Genomic DNA, 16,178 nt, shown 5'->3' with positions numbered 1-16,178 from the left:
GGCCGCTGACCTGCCGCGCGCCGCTTACCGCCCGCCGGGCGCGGGCACCGTGAGGAATGCCGTCGCCTTGATGAGGCCCATGGGGCCAAGGAGCGCGCGGTGGTCCTGGCCGCGCAGGATGGCCTCGATCCTGTGGACACCGGGCGGCAGGGGCGCGAGGTCGACCGTGGGCGCGTAGGCCGAGGCGACCTTGACCCCGTCGACGATCAGGTGCGCGTGGCCCATCGGGCGCGCCTCGGCGGTCTGCACGCAGACATCCGTGAAGACGAAGCCCGTCGTGTCGAGCGCCACGCGCCAGCCGCCGCCGGGCAGCGGGGTCACCCGCAGCGCGACGTCGGGCGCCGGCCTGTCGGGCGGCAGCGCGAGGAAGACCGTGCGTGGCGGCCCGGCATGGCCGTTGATGACGGGTCCGGCGAGCGCGATGCCCGCGAAAAGGCTCGTCGCGAGCGCCATGGCGGCGAGCCGCCGGAGCGGGGGCAGGGTCATGCCGCAGCCCTCCGCCCGCTCCACCGCAGGGGCACGGGCAAGGCCAGGTCGCGTCCCGCCAGCGCCAGGAGCGCCATGCAGCCGTAGAGATTCGCGTGGAAGAGCGGCGTCTCGCCCAGCGTGAGCGCGAGGAACGTGATCGCGCCGGCGATGGTGAGGGCGACGGGGCGGACCGCGCGGCCGAGGACGAGGAGCGTGCCGCAGACGATCTCGACCCAGGTCATGACCAGCGCGACGACCGGGTAGGAAAGCCCGAAGCGCGGGAAGTCCCCGTGGTCGAGGATCGCGATCAGCAGCGTGGGCTGCGTCAGCTTGTAGGCGAGCGCCAGGTAGACGAAGCCGCCGCCCACGAGGATGCAGGCCGCGCGCCAGAGCGCCGCGGTGGCCGCCGGGGACGGCGCGCCGATGCCGTCGATGCCGAGGGATCGGTCGAGCGACCCGGCACCCGCGCCGCACAGCACGAGCATCAGGCCCGGCGCGGCGAAATGCGGGGCGTAGCTGGCGAAGGCGGCTCCGAAGAGGCCGAAGCCCAGAACCGCAAGCGCGACGAGGACCAGTCCCGCGGCCCTGGTGGCCAGCCCCGCGGCGAGAAGCGCTGCCAGGACGAACTGCAGCGGCGCGAGGGCGTCCCAGCCGGGCACCAGCGCAAGCTGCATGTCGGGCACGAGGAAGGTCGGCTGCGTCCAGAGCGCGGTACCGTGCCGGGGCAGGCCGCCGGTCGCGGCGAGTGCGAGCATGGCGGCGAGGCCGAGCCGCAGGACGAGCGGCCCGACATCCGCGGCGCGGCGGGCGAGCGGTGCCGCGAGCCGCGTCTCGAGCGACGCAAGGCGCAGGTCGGCGGTGATGGCCGCCATGACGCCCGCGGCCCCGGCCATGGCGGACAGGCCGAGCCAGAGGCGGCTCTGGAACAGGGCTGGGATCGGCGCGACCGCAAGCGCTTCGATTTCGGCCGGGGTCAGCAGCCAGGCCTCGTGCGCGGCCGCGGTCGCGGGGAGGAGAAGGAGCGCGGCGGCGGACAGGGCGGCTGCGCGCAATCGGGGCGAGACAAGGACATGTTCGGTCATGGGGAGGCTCCGCAATAAATGCATTTCTTGAATGACTTGAGGCGCAGACCTCGGGTGGCGCCCGACCGTGTCCGGTCGCGCCGCGCGGGGCGCGGCGGGCCGTGGCCGGGGGACGTTCCCGCGTGGTGAAATTCCGCGGAAGACCGGGGGCTGATACCACCTTGGGTAGCATCGCTGTGCAGGTGCGGCACAGTCGGGAACACCTTACCCGCGCGACTGCGCCGAAGCTGACCCCGGGAGAAACCTAAATGATACAATACCTTGATAGGTTAAGTTGAGCCGACGCCATGCGATGTGACGTCAAGGCGACACGCGAACGTGAAAAGGGCCCCGGTGGTCCGGGGCCCTTCGCGTGCGCGCCGGCGGCGTCGTGCGTCAGCGGCCGGAGGCGGCAGGCATGGCCGTGCGGCGTCCCACGCCGCCCTTCATCGATCCGCCGAGCCAGAGGCCCGCGAGCATGGCGGGCAGGAAGACCAGCGTGCCCGGAGCGAGAAGCGGCAGCGCCGCCCAGGCCGGGCCGGGGCAGAACCCGCCGATCCCCCAGCCGAGACCGAAGAGCGCGGCGCCGCCCACGAGCCGCGCGTCGATGTCGCTGGCCGTCGGCAGGTGGAAGGCGTGGGACAGGAGCGGCGTGCCGCGTTTCCACACCAGCCGGTAGCCCACGAAGGTCGTGACCATCGCGCCGCCCATCACGAAGATCAGGCTCGGATCCCAGGTGCCCGCGATGTCGAGGAAGTTCAGGACCTTGGCCGGATCGGCCATGCCCGAGATTACGAGCCCGAGGCCGAAGACGAAGCCGCAGATCAGTCCCCAGAGAATATTCATGCGTTGGGTCTCCTCAGATCAGGTGGCGCAGGACAAAGACGGTGACGCCGGCCGTGACCATGAAGGTCAGGACCGCGACGAGCGACCGGGGCGAGAGCCGCGCCAGCCCGCAGACGCCGTGCCCGGACGTGCACCCCGAGCCGAGCGCGGTGCCGAGACCCACGGCCAGGCCCGCGAGCGCCATCGCGAGAGGGGCGCTGGGCACGGTCTGGGTGGGCAGGGCGCCCGTGACCGCTCCGAAGGCGAGCGGGGCGAGCACGATGCCCGCGACGAAGGCCACGCGCCATCCCCGGTCGGGGGCGGGGGTCCCGGCGGGCAGCAGGCCCCCCGCGGTGATTCCCGAGATGCCGGCGATGCGGCCGTAGAGCGCCATCAGCAGCACGGCGCTCAGCCCGATGAGGACGCCGCCTGCAAGCGACGCGAGGGGCGTGAAGGGAGTGACGACGGAAAGCTCCATGGCGGGACCGGCTCCTGTGGCGTGTGGGTGGCGGCGGATTGCATCTGCCGCGGTGACCGCTATATATTAGTCCTAACTAAATTAGCAATAGGTGATATAGATGGCACTTGCCGATCCGCAGGGAGCCGCCGCGCTGGGGGCGCGGGCCGAACAGGTCGCGGCCGTGCTGACCGAGCTGTCGAACCCGCGCCGGCTGATGATCCTCTGCCTCCTGGCCGAGGGCGAGCGGTCGGTCGGGGCGTTGCAGGATGCGCTGGGACTTGGCCAGTCCGCGCTGAGCCAGCACCTGGCACGGCTGCGGTCTGCGGGCATGGTCGCGACGCGGCGGGACGGCACCAGCGTGCATTATCGCATCGCCGATCCGGAAACGGCCAAGGTCATGATGGCGCTTCACGACGTGTTCTGCGGCCCCGAGTCCGCGGCCTGAGGCCCGTGTCAGGCGCGGAAGAAGGCCGCGCGCCCCTCGATCATCAGCTTGAGCCCGAGAAAACCGCCGAGCCAGATGCAGGCCAGAGTCACGGGGGCGGTGACGGCCAGCACGGCGAAGGCGGACAGGCCCTGTCCCACGCTGCAACCTGCCGCGATCACCGCGCCCACGCCCATCATCGCGGCTCCGAGAAGCTGGCGGTGCAGCTCGCGCGGGTCGTCGCAGGCCTCCCACCGGAAGACGCCGCGCCAGGCGCTGCCGGCGAGCGCTCCGGCCAGCACGCCCGCCACCGACCCGATGCCGAAGCTCGGGGACAGCCCGCTCGACAGCATGACGAAGAGAAGGGATTCGCCGAGGGGTGCCGCGAAGCTGTGCGAGGTGACGGTGACTGCCTCGAAGCCGTGGGTGGCGACCCATGTCGTGCCGACGAAGCCCGATGCGATGGCAAGCCCCACCGGCAGGCCCCAGAACACCGCGCGATCGCGGTGGCCCAGCACGGATCCGGCGAGGATCGCGCCGCCGATGGCGATGCCCGCGGCCACGGCCGGCACGCCGAGGCGGTCTGCAAGGTGGTGCGCGAGCCCGGGCGGGGACGCGGCCTCGAGCGGGGGAAAGACCTCGACCCGTAGCGCCGCGAGCGGCCCCGAGAGCGTCGCCATGGCGGCGAGGCCCATCACCACGACGATGACGAAGGACCGCATGTCGCCGCCGCCGAGGCGCGCGAGCGCGCCGAAACCGCAATTGCCGGCAAGCGCCATGCCGATGCCGAAGGTCAGCCCGCCGAAGATTGCGGCAGAGAGGTCGGGGGCCATGCGCAGGTAGAAGCTGTCCGCCGGGTCGACCCAGCCCGCGGCATGCGCGGCGAAGACCACAAGGATCGCCGCGCCAAGCGCCACGCCCCACATCCGCATGCGCGTGGACGATCCGGCATAGTGCAAGTCCTCGATGGCGCCCAGCGTGCAGAACCGTCCGAGCCGCGCCGCGATCCCGAGGATCACGCCGCCCGCGAACCCGATGGCGGCCAGCATCCATCTTTCCGACACGAGGTCGAGCATGGCTCCTCCCAATGGCCGGAGCGCTGCATCTGACGGCGCGCCTGTCCGGCCGGTCTCAGCTCTTCTTGCAGAAGAGCTCGTAGACAAGTTCCATGATCTTGCGGGGCTTGTCGTCGGTCAAGCTGTAATAGATCGTCTTGCCGTCGCGCCGCGGCTGGACAAGGCCCTCGAGCCGGAGGCGGGTCAGCTGCTGCGACACCGAGGCCTGCCGCGCGGACAGGAGGCGCTCGAGTTCCCCCACGGACTTCTCGCCCGTCGCGAGGTGGCAGAGGATCATCAGCCGGCCCTCGTGGCCGAGCGTCTTGAGGAAGTCCGCCGCGGCGCAGGCCTGCGCCATCATCCGGTCCATGTCCTCGGCCGGCAGGTCCTCGTCGAAAACCGGGAGGCTGCCCTGGTCGGCCGGCATCGGGGCGGTGTTGTCCATCTGTGATGTCCTGTCTTCGGTCAGTTCGACGGAAGGTCGGGGTTGGCCGGCGCGACGTCCGACCGCTCGAGCATGGCACCGAGCATCGGCCAGAAGAAGTCCGCGCCGGGATAGCCCTCGATCCGGTCGAGCTCGACGCCGTCGCGCACGAGGATGAAGGTCGGGGTGATCCGCGGCCTGCTGTCGAGGCTCAGGTCCTCGGGCAGCGGCGCGCGCAGGTCGATGCGGCGCAGGGGCGCAGCGCGGCCCTCGGCGGTGTTGGGATAGGCGGGGGCGATCTCGGCGTCCCAGCGGGCGCACCAGACGCAGCCGTCTTCCTCGACCATGACCAGGGCGGTGTCGGCTGCCGCGGGACCGGACAGCGCGCACGCCGCGAGGACGGCAAGCGCGCCCCTGCGGAGGCGTGCCATGCGACCCGTGGCGGGAGAGTGCGGGTACCCTGCGGTTCGGTCCGTGCGCATCATGGCGCGTGATCCATCCTGTTTGCCGGATCGGCCCCGCGCAGGGGGCCGACAAAGACCCTTGCACGATGCCGCGCTTTCATTCACGAATGATAATATGTCAATGCTAAATCGCAAGGGAGGCGGCCGCAAATGTTCGACGTGACGCTCGGCGGTGCCTTGCTTGCCGGTCTTCTGAGCTTTCTTTCGCCATGCATCCTGCCGATCGTGCCGTTCTACATCGGCTATCTCGCGGGCGCGGGAGCCGAACGGGTCGCGGGCGGGGCGCCGCAGGCCAATGCGAGCCGCGCGGCGGTGATTCCCGCCATCGTCTTCTCTCTGGGGATCGTGACGGTCTTCGTCGCGCTCGGCGCCTCGGCCTCGCTTGCCGGACAGGTGCTGCGCGACTGGTTCGACGTGCTGCGCTGGATCGCGGCCGGGATCATCATCGTCATGGGCCTGCATTTCCTCGGCATCCTGCGGATCGGCATCCTTTATCGGCAGATGCGGGCCGAACCGGGCGACGTGCACAAGCTTTCGCTGCCCATGGCCTACGTGCTGGGGCTCGCCTTTGCGTTCGGCTGGACGCCCTGCGTGGGGCCCGTGCTGGCCGCGATCCTGTTCACCGCCGCGGGCACCGAGACCGCCGGGCAGGGCGCCTGGCTGCTCCTTGCCTACGGGATCGGGATGACGGCGCCCTTCGTGATGGCGGCGGCTTTCGTCGGGCCCTTCCAGCGATTCATGGCCCGTTTCCGCCGGCACCTCGGCACGGTCGAGAAGGTCACCGGCGGCATGCTGGTCGTGTTCGGGCTGCTCATCGCGACGAATTCCGTGAACCTCATCGCGCAGTGGATGATCGACACCTTTCCGGTCTTCTCGCGCTACGGCTGAAACCTTCGGTAAAGGAGACACCGCATGTTCCTCCGCACGATGCCGCATCCGTCGCTCCGCCGCGCCTTGACGGGGCTGCTCGCCGTCGCGGCCCTCGCCCTGCCAGCCGGCGCCGCGCCGGTGGGCGACGACGGCCTGCACAAGCCCGACTGGCTGCGCGAGACCTTCCTCGACCTGCGCGAGGACCTCGCCGAGGCGACCGCCGAGGGCAAGCGCCTGATGGTCCTGGTGGAACAGCGTGGCTGCATCTACTGCAAGCGCATGCACGAGGAGGTGTTCCCCGACCCCGCCGTGGACGCGGCGATCCGCGAGGATTTCTTTGTCGTGCAGATCAACATGTTCGGCGACGTCGAGGTGGTCGACCTCGACGGCACTGCCTTGCCCGAGAAGGAGATGGTGCGCCGCTGGGGCCTGCTCTTCACGCCGACGCTGATGTTCCTTCCCGAGGAGCCCGGAGACGCCGCTTCGGCGGCCGAGGCCTCGGTTGCGACGATGCCCGGCGCGTTTGGCAAGCACACGACGCTGAACCTGCTGACCTACGTGTCCGACAAGGTCTACGAGACCGACGAGCCCTTCCAGAAATACCACGCGCGGCGTCTGCAGGAGGAGGGGATCATCGAATGAAGATATTCGCAAACGTCTATATAAAAGCTTGCATCCGGTGCGTCACCGAGACTAATGTGTAGGGAAGCACCGGCCGCCAGAGCCGGAGAGGGAGGAAAGATGACCATGTTCGCCAAACCCGTCGCCTGTGCCGCGTTTCTGATCGTGTCGGGCCTTGCGCCGCTGCACGCGCAGGAGGTCGTCGCGCCATCCGCCGTCAGCTTCACCGACATGGGGGGCATCGAGACCTCGCTGACCGGAACGCCGGGCGACGTCGCCGCGGGTGCGGAGCTCATGAACAAGGGGTCGGGCAACTGCATCGCCTGCCACAAGGTCACGGCGCTTTCCGACCTGCCTTTCCACGGCGAGATCGGCCCGCCGCTCGACGGCGTCGCGACCCGCTGGGACGAGGCGCAGCTGCGCGGCATCGTGGCCAACGCCAAGAAGACGTTCCCGGGCACGATCATGCCCGCCTTCTACCACACCGGTCCCTATGTCCGCCCGGGCGACGCGTTCACCGGGGACGCGGCCAAGGGCGATGTCGCGCCGCTGCTGAGCGCGCAGGACGTCGAGAACGTCGTCGCCTACCTGATGACGCTCGACACCTATCCCGAATGAAACCGAACAAGGAGCGAGACCTCATGACGACATTGTCCCGCAGAGACACCATGGCGCTGGGCCTCGGGGCCCTTGCCGCGGCGTTCGTCCTGCCGAAGGTCGCGGTGGCCGCGACCGACGACGCGATCGCGGCCTTCACCGGCGGCGCGTCGGTGGGGCAGGGCGGCATCACGCTGACCGCGCCGGAGATCGCCGAGAACGGCAACACGGTGCCCATTGAGGTGTCCGCACCGGGCGCCGAGGCGATCATGGTGCTGGCCGCCGGCAACCCCAATCCCGACGTCGCCACCTTCAATTTCGGCCCGCTCTCGGGGGCGCAGTCCGCTTCCACGCGGATCCGCCTCGCAGAGACGCAGGACGTCGTGGCGATCGCGCGCATGGGCGACGGCTCGTTCGTCGAGGCGCGCCAGGAAGTGAAGGTCACCATCGGCGGGTGCGGCGGCTGAGCGCGGCGCGCGGCATCCAGGTGACCGCGCCCCGACGCTTTGCAGCACGACCCGTATCAGGACCAGGAGCAAGGTCATGGCAGACAATGTGAAACCCCGCGTGCGCGTGCCGTCCTCCGCGACGGCGGGCGAGGTGGTCACCATCAAGACGCTCATCTCGCACCAGATGGAGAGCGGCCAGCGCAAGGACGATGCCGGAAACGTCATTCCGCGCTCGATCATCAACCGCTTCGTCGCCGCCTACAACGGCGAGACGGTGATCGACGTGACGCTCGAACCCGCGATCTCGACCAACCCCTATTTCGAGTTCCAGGCGAAGATCCCCGAAAGCGGGACGATGACCTTCACCTGGTATGACGACGACGGCTCGGTCTACGAGGACTCCCAGGAGATCACCGTCGGCTGATCGCCGGATCCAAGGAAAAGAAAAGGGAGGAGACACTCATGGCGAGGGGCTTTCGGTCGGGCGGCGCAGCCGCGCTGGCCCTTGTCCTCGCCGCGCCGCTCGCGGGCGCGGACGAGGTCATCGACGACGAACTGGTGATCAACGGGGAGATCCCGATCGTGACCCAGGCGCCGGCGCCCGAGCACGTCGAGGCGTTCTCGGTGATCCGGTCGGGCTGGACCTTCCGGTCGCCCGAGACGCAGGCGATGGAAATGGACGACTTCGACAACCCGGCGATCCTGGGCGTCGAGGCCGCGCGCGACGATTTCGACGCGTCCCTCGGGGCGAACGGCGAAAGCTGCGCGTCCTGCCACGAGAGCCCGGAGGACCTCGCCGGCGTGCGCGCGGTCTACCCCAAGTGGGACGACGCCGCGGGCGAGGTGCAGACCATCGAGATGCAGGTCAACGAATGCGTGACCGAGCGCATGGGCGCCGAGGCGTGGCCCTATGACGCGTCGCGCATGGTGAACATGTCGGCGCTGATGTCCTTCGTGTCCCGGGGCGAGATCGTGAACGTCGCGATCGACGGCCCGGCGGCCGAGACGTGGCAGCAGGGAAAGGACATGTACTACACCCGCTACGGCCAGCTCGAGCTGTCCTGCGCGAACTGCCACGAGGACAACTACGACAACATGATCCGGGCCGACCACCTGAGCCAGGGCATGGTCAACGGCTTTCCCACGTACCGGCTGAAGAACACGAAGCTGAACTCGGTGCACAACCGCTTCAAGGGCTGCATCCGGGACACCATGGCGCAGACGTTCTCGCCGGGCAGCCCGGAATTCGTCGCGCTCGAGCTCTATGTCGCCTCGCGCGGCAACGGTCTGTCGGTCGAGGGACCCGCAGTCCGGAACTGACCGGAACGGCCCCGTGCCGGCAGCGGCGCGGGGCTTTTTCGGCCCCGACACATTCACAGATAGCAATGTGGTGAAACGATGATCGCACGCCGCCATTTCCTGCAAGCCGGACTGGCCGCCTCGGCCCTCGTGGGCGCGTCGGGCTTCGGCAACTGGTCGCGCCTCGCGGCGCAGCAGAGCCTGACGCAGGACGACCTGATCGGCGGTGGGGGCAGCGGGAACGTCACGCTGATCCACATCACCGACATCCACGCCCAGACGCAGCCCGTCTGGTTCCGCGAGCCCGAGATCAATCTCGGCGTGGGCGCGGTGGCCGGGCTGCCGCCGCACCTGACCGGCGCGGCCTTCCGCCAGGCCTTCGGCATCGCCGAGGGATCGCCGCGGGACTACGCGCTCACGCACGACGACTTCGTGGCGCTGGCGCGCACCTATGGCCGGATGGGCGGCCTCGACCGCATCGCCACGGTGGTCAAGGCGATCCGGGCCGACCGTCCGGACGCGCTGCTGCTCGACGGCGGGGACACTTGGCAGGGATCGCTGCCAGCGCTGCGGACCGAGGGCGCCGACATGGTGCGCCTCTTCAACGCGCTGGGCGTCGAGGCGATGACCTCGCACTGGGAATTCACGCTCGGCATCGACCGCGTGCGCGAGATCGTCGAGGGCGACCTGCAGGCGGCGTTCCTCGGGGCGAACATCTTCGACGCGGAATGGGACGAGCCGGCCTTCGAGCCCATGACCATGGTCGAGCGCGGCGGCGCGCAGATCGCCGTGATCGGCCAGGCCTTTCCCTACCTGCCCATAGCCAACCCCGGCTGGCTTTTCCCGGACCTCTCCTTCGGGATCCGGCAGGAGCGGATGGCGGAGGTCGTGCAGTCGGCCCGCGACGCCGGCGCGTCGGCGGTCGTGCTCCTGTCGCACAACGGCTTCGACGTGGACCGCAAGCTGGCGGAGGACGTGCCGGGGATCGACGTGATCCTGACCGGTCACACCCACGACGCGATCCCCGAGCCCGTCATGGTGGGCAAGACCGCCCTCATCGCCAGCGGCAGCCACGGCAAGTTCGTCAGCCGCGTGGACCTCGACGTGCGCGACGGCGCGGTGCAGGGCATCGACCACCGGCTGATCCCGATCTTCTCGGACGTGATCGCGCCGGATGCCGAGATGACGGCGCTGGTCGAGGAGACGCGCGCGCCCTTCGCCGACGAGATGTCCGAGGTGCTGGGCACGACGGGGTCGCTGCTCTACCGGAGGGGCAATTTCAACGGCACGTGGGACGACCTGATCTGCAACGCGCTCGTGGCCGAGCGCGAGGCGGACATCGCCTTGTCGCCGGGTTTCCGCTGGGGTGCCACGCTCCTGCCCGGGCAGGAGATCACGCGCGAGGACGTCTTCAACGTCACCGCCATGAGTTATCCGGCGGCCTACCGGACCGAGATGACCGGCGCGTTCCTGCACACGGTGCTCGAGGACGTGGCCGACAACCTCTTCAACCCCGACCCCTATTACCAGCAGGGCGGCGACATGGTCCGCGTGGGCGGCATGGGCTACCGCATCGACGTGACCCAGCCGCAGGGCAGCCGGATCACCGAGATGACGCTCCTGCGCACGGGAGAGCGTATCGACCCCGACCGGACCTACACGGTGTCCGGTTGGGCCAGCGTCAACGAGGGCACCGAAGGCCCGCCCATCTGGGACGTGGTCGAGGCGCACATCCGCAAGCAGGGCACCGTGACGATCGATCCGAACCAGAGCGTCGACGTGATCGCGGGCTGATCCAAGGAGGACATTAAGGATGACCGACACCCGAGATCCGTCCCGACGCGGATTCCTGACCGGCGCGCTCGCGATCGGCGGCGGGTTCGTCGCGGCGCGCGCGGGCGCAGAGACAGCGCCCGATCCCGCGATCACCGAGCTGCAGCCGTGGCAGCAATACCTGGGCGAGGGCGTCGACGCCCGGCCCTACGGCTTTCCGTCCGAGCACGAGGCGCACGTGGTGCGCCGCAACGTGCCGTGGCTGACCGCCGACGCGACCTCGTCCGTGAACTTCACGCCGCTGCACGAACTCGACGGGATCATCACCCCGAACGGGCTCTGCTTCGAACGTCACCATGGCGGCATCGCCGAGCTCGACCCGGGGTCGTACCGGCTGATGATCAACGGGCTCGTGGACAGCCCGCTCGTCTTCACCATGCAGGACCTCCTGCGCTTCCCGCGCGAGAACCGGGTGCATTTCCTCGAATGCGCGGCGAACAGCGGGATGGAATGGCGCGGCGCGCAGCTGAACGGCTGCCAGTTCACGCACGGCATGATCCACAACGTCATGTATACGGGCGTGCCGCTGCGGCTCCTGCTCGAGGAGGCGGGGGTCAGGACCTCGGCCGCGTGGATCCTCGCGGAAGGTGCGGACGCCTCGGGGATGACGCGGTCGATCCCCCTCGAGAAGGCGCTCGACGACTGCCTCGTGGCGTTCAAGATGAACGGCGAGGCCCTGCGTCCCGAACAGGGCTATCCCGTCCGGCTGGTGGTCCCGGGCTGGGAAGGCAACATGTGGGTGAAATGGCTGCGCCGGATCGAGGTGGGCGACCAGCCGTGGCATCACCGCGAGGAGACGTCGAAGTACACCGACCTCCTGCCAGATGGCCGCGCCCGCCGCTTCACCTGGGAAATGGACGCGAAATCCGTCATCACGAGCCCCTCGCCGCAGGCGCCCATTCCGCATGGGCCAGGGCCCATGGTTCTGACCGGGCTTGCCTGGTCCGGTCGCGGCACCATCCCGCGGGTCGACGTGACCCTCGACGGCGGCGTGACATGGACCGAGGCGCGGATGTCGGGGCCGTCCTTCGACAAGTCGCTGCACCGGTTCTACCACGATTTCGTCTGGGACGGCCGGCCGATGCTGCTGCAGTCCCGCGCGCACGATTCCACCGGGTACGTGCAGCCGACCAAGGACGCGCTGCGCGAGATCCGCGGCGAGAATTCGATCTATCACAACAACGGCATCCAGACCTGGGCCGTGAACGAGAGCGGGGTGGCCGAAAATGTCGAGATCTCCTGAGCTGTTCGGGCTGACCTTCGGCGGCATCGCCGTCGTCCTCGGCGCCTCGTACATCCTCGCCGACCAGTTCGTGGTGGACCTGCCCGCCCCGGCGCGGGGCGGCGTGCCGTTGGTCGGGGCGGCGAGTGCCGACGAGGTGCCGGCCGAGGCCACCGTGCAGGCCGCGTCGGCCGGGACGGAAACCGCGCCGTCGCCGTCGCGCGAGGGCGACTTCGGGCTCGGCCGCGCGGCGCTGCCCGAGGAGGTCGCGGCCTGGGACATCGACATCCGCCCGGACGGGCAGGGACTGCCCGAGGGCTCGGGCGACGTCTGGACGGGCGAGGAGCTGTTCGTCGAGCAATGCGCCATGTGCCACGGCGATTTCGGCGAGGGCGCGGGGCGCTGGCCGCAACTCGCCATGGGGCAGGGCACTCTCGAGGGTCCGGACCCGGTGAAGACCGTCGGATCCTACTGGCCGTACCTCTCGACGGTGTGGGACTACGTCCACCGCGCCATGCCCTTCGGCAACGCGCAGTCGCTGTCGCCGGACGAGGTCTACGCGATCACCGCCTACATCCTCTACCTCAACGAGGTGGTCGAGGACGATTTCGTCCTCTCGCGCGAGAGCTTCGCCGAGGTGACCATGCCCAACGAGGACAACTTCTACATGGACGACCGTCCGGAGGTTGAGCTGGCCCGCTTCTCCGAGGCGCCGTGCATGGAGGCGTGCAAGGACGGTGTCGAGATCACCATGCATGCCCGCGTGCTCGACGTGACGCCCGAGGGCGGCGGTGACGGGGGCGGCATCGACCTCGAGGGATCGTCGGGGTCCCCGGGTGATGCCGCGCCCGAACCGGCGGCCGCGCCCGCCGACCCCGAACCGGCCGCCGATCCCGAGCCGGCCACGGAAGCGGCGGCCGCCGGGCCCGACCCGGCACTCGTCGAGACCGGCGCGCAGGTGTTCCGCAAGTGCCAGGCCTGCCACGAGGTCGGCGAGGACGCGGCGAACCGCGTCGGCCCGCATCTGACCGATCTCGTCGGGCGCCCCATCGGGAGCGTCGACGGCTTCAACTACTCCGCGGTGTTCGAGGAAGCGCGGGCGGCCGGGGATGTCTGGACCGAGGAGCACCTCGCCGAGTTCCTCGCTGACCCGCGCGGCACCTATCCCGGCACCAAGATGTCGTTCGGCGGCCTGCGCAAGGATGACGAGATCGCGGCGCTTGTCGCGTACCTCCGGTCGGCGGGCGCCGAATGATCCGGCGCGGCCTCGCCGCTCTCGCGGCCGCCGTCCTTCCGGCGGCCGCGGCTCCCGATCACGAGCTTGTCCACAACGAGATCGCCGACATCCTGGCGCTGCCGGCCGACACGGCCTACGGCGCCTGGCTCGCCTCGGAATGCACGAGCTGCCACGGCGTCGGCACCGAGGGCGGCATTCCCCAGATCCACGGCCTGCCGGCCGGCTACATCGTCGGGGCCCTTGTGGACTATCGTCTCGGGGCGCGGCAGCATGAAGTGATGCAGACGATCGCGACGCGACTCGGCGAGGAGGAGATCGCGGCGCTCGCCGCCTATTTCAGCGAGGCCGATTGAACGGCCCGTTTTTCGAAGGGAGGAGACGACATGCGACTTAACAGACGGGCCGTTCTCGGCAGCCTGGCGGCCGGCGCCGCCGTGCTCGGCGCGCCGATGGTCATGGGGCAGGCGGCGCCGCGTGTCGTCGTCGTGGGCGGCGGCGCCGGCGGGGCCACCGCGGCACGCTACATCGCGCGGGAGTCATCCGGTGCGGTGAACGTCACGCTGATCGAGCCGACCCGCCGCTACTACACCTGCTTCTTCTCGAACCTCTATATCGGCGGTCTGCGCGACATGGAGAGCCTCGGCCACGATTACGGCACGCTGGCCTCGGAATACGGGATCAACGTGGTGCACGACTGGGCGGTCGGGGTCGACCGCGACGCGCGCACCGTGGCGCTGGCCGGCGGCGGCAGCGTCCCCTACGACAAGCTGGTCCTGTCACCCGGCATCGACTTCAAGGAGGGCGCGGTGCCCGGCTGGGACCTTTCGGCCCAGAACGCCATGCCGCATGCCTACAAGGGCGGATCGCAGACCGAGCTCCTCAGGGCGCAGGTGCTCGCCATGCGCGAGGGCGGAACCTACGCGATGGTCGCGCCACCGAACCCCTACCGCTGCCCGCCCGGACCCTACGAGCGCATCTCGATGGTCGCGCACGTCCTGAGCGAGGTGAATCCCACCGCCAAGATCCTCATCGTCGACCCGAAGGACGGCTATTCCAAGCAGGCGCTGTTCGAGGAAGGCTGGCAGAAGCATTACGGCGGCATGATCGAGCGCATCGGCCCGGATTTCGGGGCGCAGAACACCTCGGTCGATCCTGCGGCGATGACCATCGACATCGACGGCGCGGTCGAGAGCGTGGATGTCTGCAACGTCATTCCCGCGCAGCGCGCGGGCAAGATCGCCCATGACGCGGGGATCACCGACGGCGACTGGGCGCCGGTCAATCCCGCCGACATGTCCTCGCGTGCGGATCCGGACATCTACGTCCTCGGCGACGCGGCGCAGCAGGGGGACATGCCGAAATCGGGCTACTCCGCGAACAGCCAGGCCAAGGTCTGCGCCAACGCGGTCCTGGGCGCGCTCACCGACTCGCGGGTCTTCCCGGCCCGCTACTCGAACACGTGCTGGTCGCTCATCGCGCCCGAGGACGGCGTGAAGGTCGGCGCAACCTACGAGCCGACGGAAGAAAAGATCGCTAGCACCGAGAGCTTCATCAGCCAGACCGGCGAGGAGCCCGAGGTGCGTGCGGCCACCTACCAGGAAAGCATCGGCTGGTACGCGGCGATCACCGCGGACATGTTCGGCTGACGATCCTCCGGGAGGGGACGGCACGACGGCGGCGGGCGCGGGCCCGCCGCCGTTTCCTCATCCGGCGGGCGTGAAGGCGTAGCCGTCGCCGTCGGCGGCGATGGTGCCGATCCCGCCGCCGGGCAGGTGGAAGCCCACCATGGTCTCGCCGCTCTCGGCCAGCGTGGCGAGGAGCGCCATGCGCGTCTCGATGCCCACGTCCGGCTCGTGGTCCGCAGGGTTCGGCCAGTCGGGCCGCGCCAGCGCGAGGTGCCCGTTGCCGATCGCGTCGCCCACGATCAGCGCGCTCTCTCCTCCGGACGCGACGCGCGCGCCCATGTGCCCGGGCGTGTGGCCGTTGAGGGCGGTGAAGGTGATCCCCGGCGCCACCTCGTCGCCGTCACCCGCAAGGTCGAGCCCCGCGCCCAGCACCTCGAGCCTGCGCGACGCGCCCGCGGCAAAGCTCTGCCGCGCCGGGTCGAGGGCGTCGAGAGTTGCGGGATCGCGCCAGTAGGCGGCTTCCTCGGCACCCATCACGTGGCGCGCGTTGACGAAGAGCGGTTCGTCGAAATCGTCGAGCACGCCCCAGAGATGGTCCGGATGGCCATGGGTGAAGATCACGTGGGTGATGTCGCCGGGGGCAAGGTCGAGCGCGGCGAGGCTGTCGGCCAATCGTCCCGCGCTCGGCATGAAGGAGCCGCCCGAGCCGGCGTCGAAGAGAACGCGCCGCGTGCCGTCCTCCCAGAGGGCGAGGTTGCAGGGCGTCTCGAGGCTGCCGGCCTGCAGTCCGCGCGCGGCGAGGATCGCGCGGGCCTCCTCCTCGGGGAGGTCCCCCAGCACGAAGCTCTCGGGCAGGACGAGATGGCCGTCCGACACCGTGCGCAGGCGGCCGGTGCCGAGCGCACGTTCGGCGATCGCCGGCAGGCCGAGCAGCATGCCCGCGACGGTGCCGCTTCCGGCATGCAGGAACGAGCGGCGTGTGAACATGGTGATCTCCCTTTCTGTGGCGGGTCCACGATAGGGGCGGGCAGGCCACCGTCCCACCCGATTCCGCGTCCCTGCAGGGGGGCGAGTCGCCTCCGACGCGGGGCAGGGGCGGGCGGGAACCTGGGTGCCACCGGGGCCCCGTTCGGGGGCGCTCATGAAAGCGACTGATTTTCTTGCACTTTTTCCGCCGCATGACAGAAAAACGAAAAAAACGGCCTCCGGGCGATTTTTTCCCTTGCGGGTATTTGGAGTAATCC

The 16,178-nt window shown here is 69.8% G+C and carries 20 protein-coding genes; 12 read left to right on the top strand and 8 right to left on the bottom strand.

What is annotated here, in order from left to right; genetic code table 11:
• Positions 1 to 24 precede the first annotated feature (24 nt).
• The 4 genes from RISW2_RS23630 to RISW2_RS18795 all read right to left on the bottom strand — a co-directional run bounded on the left by RISW2_RS23630 (position 25) and on the right by RISW2_RS18795 (position 2,832).
• On the bottom strand, positions 25 to 486 hold the full coding sequence (locus RISW2_RS23630; protein WP_156943891.1) for a hypothetical protein: 462 nt from the start codon (positions 484 to 486) through the stop codon (positions 25 to 27).
• Positions 483 to 1,550: a hypothetical protein gene (locus tag RISW2_RS18805; protein ID WP_051492155.1), complete on the bottom strand. Its 1,068-nt coding sequence runs from the start codon at positions 1,548 to 1,550 to the stop codon at positions 483 to 485. Before RISW2_RS18805 ends, RISW2_RS23630 begins: the two co-directional genes overlap by 4 nt.
• Positions 1,551 to 1,925: 375 nt before the next feature.
• Entirely contained in the window at positions 1,926 to 2,375 is a 450-nt protein-coding gene (locus tag RISW2_RS18800) for a DUF6691 family protein (protein WP_043774039.1), read from the bottom strand.
• Between the two features lie 13 nt (positions 2,376 to 2,388).
• Positions 2,389 to 2,832: a YeeE/YedE family protein gene (locus tag RISW2_RS18795; protein WP_043774038.1), complete on the bottom strand. Its 444-nt coding sequence runs from the start codon at positions 2,830 to 2,832 to the stop codon at positions 2,389 to 2,391.
• Between the two features lie 100 nt (positions 2,833 to 2,932).
• Between RISW2_RS18795 and RISW2_RS18790 the strand changes: the two genes are divergently transcribed.
• The gene (locus RISW2_RS18790) at positions 2,933 to 3,259 is read left to right on the top strand and encodes an ArsR/SmtB family transcription factor (protein WP_051492154.1); all 327 of its coding nucleotides are present in this window, start codon (positions 2,933 to 2,935) and stop codon (positions 3,257 to 3,259) included.
• An 8-nt stretch (positions 3,260 to 3,267) separates the two neighbouring features.
• On the opposite strand, the gene RISW2_RS18785 is transcribed toward RISW2_RS18790, so the two are convergent.
• Genes RISW2_RS18785 through RISW2_RS18775 form a run of 3 tightly spaced genes read right to left on the bottom strand, consistent with a single transcriptional unit; the run spans position 3,268 to position 5,148 of the window.
• Positions 3,268 to 4,314: a YeeE/YedE family protein gene (locus RISW2_RS18785; protein WP_043774037.1), complete on the bottom strand. Its 1,047-nt coding sequence runs from the start codon at positions 4,312 to 4,314 to the stop codon at positions 3,268 to 3,270.
• Between the two features lie 55 nt (positions 4,315 to 4,369).
• The gene (locus tag RISW2_RS18780) at positions 4,370 to 4,738 is read right to left on the bottom strand and encodes an ArsR/SmtB family transcription factor (RefSeq protein ID WP_244437649.1); all 369 of its coding nucleotides are present in this window, start codon (positions 4,736 to 4,738) and stop codon (positions 4,370 to 4,372) included.
• Between the two features lie 20 nt (positions 4,739 to 4,758).
• Positions 4,759 to 5,148, bottom strand: a complete 390-nt coding sequence (locus tag RISW2_RS18775) for a thioredoxin domain-containing protein (protein ID WP_043774036.1) — start codon at positions 5,146 to 5,148, stop codon at positions 4,759 to 4,761.
• 183 nt (positions 5,149 to 5,331) lie between these two features.
• On the opposite strand from RISW2_RS18775, the gene RISW2_RS18770 reads away from it, so the two are divergent.
• The 11 genes from RISW2_RS18770 (at position 5,332) to RISW2_RS18720 (ending at position 14,955) form a co-directional block, all read left to right on the top strand.
• A complete protein-coding gene (locus RISW2_RS18770) occupies positions 5,332 to 6,069 on the top strand; it encodes a cytochrome c biogenesis CcdA family protein (protein WP_043774035.1) in 738 nt (245 codons plus the stop codon).
• 24 nt (positions 6,070 to 6,093) lie between these two features.
• Positions 6,094 to 6,693, top strand: coding sequence for a thioredoxin family protein (locus RISW2_RS18765; RefSeq protein ID WP_244437647.1), 600 nt, complete (start codon positions 6,094 to 6,096; stop codon positions 6,691 to 6,693).
• A 99-nt stretch (positions 6,694 to 6,792) separates the two neighbouring features.
• Positions 6,793 to 7,290 carry a sulfur oxidation c-type cytochrome SoxX gene (soxX, locus tag RISW2_RS18760; protein WP_244437646.1) on the top strand — a complete coding sequence of 166 codons (498 nt, stop codon included), beginning with the start codon at positions 6,793 to 6,795 and terminating at the stop codon, positions 7,288 to 7,290.
• 23 nt (positions 7,291 to 7,313) lie between these two features.
• Positions 7,314 to 7,736, top strand: coding sequence for a thiosulfate oxidation carrier protein SoxY (gene soxY, locus RISW2_RS18755; RefSeq protein ID WP_043774034.1), 423 nt, complete (start codon positions 7,314 to 7,316; stop codon positions 7,734 to 7,736).
• A 76-nt stretch (positions 7,737 to 7,812) separates the two neighbouring features.
• Complete coding sequence (gene soxZ / locus RISW2_RS18750; RefSeq protein ID WP_043774033.1) at positions 7,813 to 8,142, top strand: thiosulfate oxidation carrier complex protein SoxZ; 330 nt, start codon at positions 7,813 to 7,815, stop codon at positions 8,140 to 8,142.
• 38 nt (positions 8,143 to 8,180) lie between these two features.
• On the top strand, positions 8,181 to 9,038 hold the full coding sequence (gene soxA, locus RISW2_RS18745; protein ID WP_043774032.1) for a sulfur oxidation c-type cytochrome SoxA: 858 nt from the start codon (positions 8,181 to 8,183) through the stop codon (positions 9,036 to 9,038).
• Between the two features lie 78 nt (positions 9,039 to 9,116).
• Positions 9,117 to 10,811: a thiosulfohydrolase SoxB gene (soxB, locus tag RISW2_RS18740; protein WP_043774031.1), complete on the top strand. Its 1,695-nt coding sequence runs from the start codon at positions 9,117 to 9,119 to the stop codon at positions 10,809 to 10,811.
• Positions 10,812 to 10,830: 19 nt separating this feature from the next.
• Positions 10,831 to 12,093, top strand: coding sequence for a sulfite dehydrogenase (gene soxC / locus RISW2_RS18735; protein ID WP_051492153.1), 1,263 nt, complete (start codon positions 10,831 to 10,833; stop codon positions 12,091 to 12,093).
• Complete coding sequence (locus RISW2_RS18730; protein ID WP_043774030.1) at positions 12,077 to 13,327, top strand: c-type cytochrome; 1,251 nt, start codon at positions 12,077 to 12,079, stop codon at positions 13,325 to 13,327. The genes soxC and RISW2_RS18730 overlap by 17 nt, the downstream gene beginning before the upstream one ends.
• Complete coding sequence (locus RISW2_RS18725) at positions 13,324 to 13,662, top strand: c-type cytochrome (protein WP_043774029.1); 339 nt, start codon at positions 13,324 to 13,326, stop codon at positions 13,660 to 13,662. The genes RISW2_RS18730 and RISW2_RS18725 overlap by 4 nt, the downstream gene beginning before the upstream one ends.
• 30 nt (positions 13,663 to 13,692) lie before the next feature.
• On the top strand, positions 13,693 to 14,955 hold the full coding sequence (locus tag RISW2_RS18720; protein ID WP_043774028.1) for an NAD(P)/FAD-dependent oxidoreductase: 1,263 nt from the start codon (positions 13,693 to 13,695) through the stop codon (positions 14,953 to 14,955).
• A 57-nt stretch (positions 14,956 to 15,012) separates the two neighbouring features.
• Here the strand turns inward: RISW2_RS18720 and RISW2_RS18715 are convergent, their stop codons facing one another.
• Positions 15,013 to 15,921, bottom strand: a complete 909-nt coding sequence (locus RISW2_RS18715; protein ID WP_043774027.1) for an MBL fold metallo-hydrolase — start codon at positions 15,919 to 15,921, stop codon at positions 15,013 to 15,015.
• Between the last annotated feature and the right edge of the window lie 257 nt (positions 15,922 to 16,178).

This window comes from Roseivivax isoporae LMG 25204 (assembly GCF_000521865.1).
In the GTDB taxonomy this organism is placed as follows: domain Bacteria; phylum Pseudomonadota; class Alphaproteobacteria; order Rhodobacterales; family Rhodobacteraceae; genus Roseivivax; species Roseivivax isoporae.
Note: the sequence above shows the minus strand (reverse complement) of the source record. Positions and strands in the feature narration are given on the sequence as shown.

Excerpts from the sequence above, each read along its gene's own strand:
- RISW2_RS18795 (WP_043774038.1), bottom strand. The coding sequence starts at position 2,832 with ATGGAGCTTTCCGTCGTCACTCCCTTCACGCCCCTCGCGTCGCTTGCA.
- RISW2_RS18725 (WP_043774029.1), top strand. The coding sequence starts at position 13,324 with ATGATCCGGCGCGGCCTCGCCGCTCTCGCGGCCGCCGTCCTTCCGGCG.
- soxZ (WP_043774033.1), top strand. The coding sequence starts at position 7,813 with ATGGCAGACAATGTGAAACCCCGCGTGCGCGTGCCGTCCTCCGCGACG.
- RISW2_RS18785 (WP_043774037.1), bottom strand. The coding sequence starts at position 4,314 with ATGCTCGACCTCGTGTCGGAAAGATGGATGCTGGCCGCCATCGGGTTC.
- RISW2_RS18775 (WP_043774036.1), bottom strand. The coding sequence starts at position 5,148 with ATGGCACGCCTCCGCAGGGGCGCGCTTGCCGTCCTCGCGGCGTGCGCG.
- RISW2_RS18790 (WP_051492154.1), top strand. The coding sequence starts at position 2,933 with ATGGCACTTGCCGATCCGCAGGGAGCCGCCGCGCTGGGGGCGCGGGCC.
- RISW2_RS18780 (WP_244437649.1), bottom strand. The coding sequence starts at position 4,738 with ATGGACAACACCGCCCCGATGCCGGCCGACCAGGGCAGCCTCCCGGTT.
- soxC (WP_051492153.1), top strand. The coding sequence starts at position 10,831 with ATGACCGACACCCGAGATCCGTCCCGACGCGGATTCCTGACCGGCGCG.
- RISW2_RS18800 (WP_043774039.1), bottom strand. The coding sequence starts at position 2,375 with ATGAATATTCTCTGGGGACTGATCTGCGGCTTCGTCTTCGGCCTCGGG.
- RISW2_RS18730 (WP_043774030.1), top strand. The coding sequence starts at position 12,077 with ATGTCGAGATCTCCTGAGCTGTTCGGGCTGACCTTCGGCGGCATCGCC.
- soxA (WP_043774032.1), top strand. The coding sequence starts at position 8,181 with ATGGCGAGGGGCTTTCGGTCGGGCGGCGCAGCCGCGCTGGCCCTTGTC.
- RISW2_RS18770 (WP_043774035.1), top strand. The coding sequence starts at position 5,332 with ATGTTCGACGTGACGCTCGGCGGTGCCTTGCTTGCCGGTCTTCTGAGC.
- RISW2_RS18715 (WP_043774027.1), bottom strand. The coding sequence starts at position 15,921 with ATGTTCACACGCCGCTCGTTCCTGCATGCCGGAAGCGGCACCGTCGCG.
- RISW2_RS18720 (WP_043774028.1), top strand. The coding sequence starts at position 13,693 with ATGCGACTTAACAGACGGGCCGTTCTCGGCAGCCTGGCGGCCGGCGCC.
- soxX (WP_244437646.1), top strand. The coding sequence starts at position 6,793 with ATGACCATGTTCGCCAAACCCGTCGCCTGTGCCGCGTTTCTGATCGTG.
- soxB (WP_043774031.1), top strand. The coding sequence starts at position 9,117 with ATGATCGCACGCCGCCATTTCCTGCAAGCCGGACTGGCCGCCTCGGCC.
- RISW2_RS18765 (WP_244437647.1), top strand. The coding sequence starts at position 6,094 with ATGTTCCTCCGCACGATGCCGCATCCGTCGCTCCGCCGCGCCTTGACG.
- soxY (WP_043774034.1), top strand. The coding sequence starts at position 7,314 with ATGACGACATTGTCCCGCAGAGACACCATGGCGCTGGGCCTCGGGGCC.
- RISW2_RS18805 (WP_051492155.1), bottom strand. The coding sequence starts at position 1,550 with ATGACCGAACATGTCCTTGTCTCGCCCCGATTGCGCGCAGCCGCCCTG.
- RISW2_RS23630 (WP_156943891.1), bottom strand. The coding sequence starts at position 486 with ATGACCCTGCCCCCGCTCCGGCGGCTCGCCGCCATGGCGCTCGCGACG.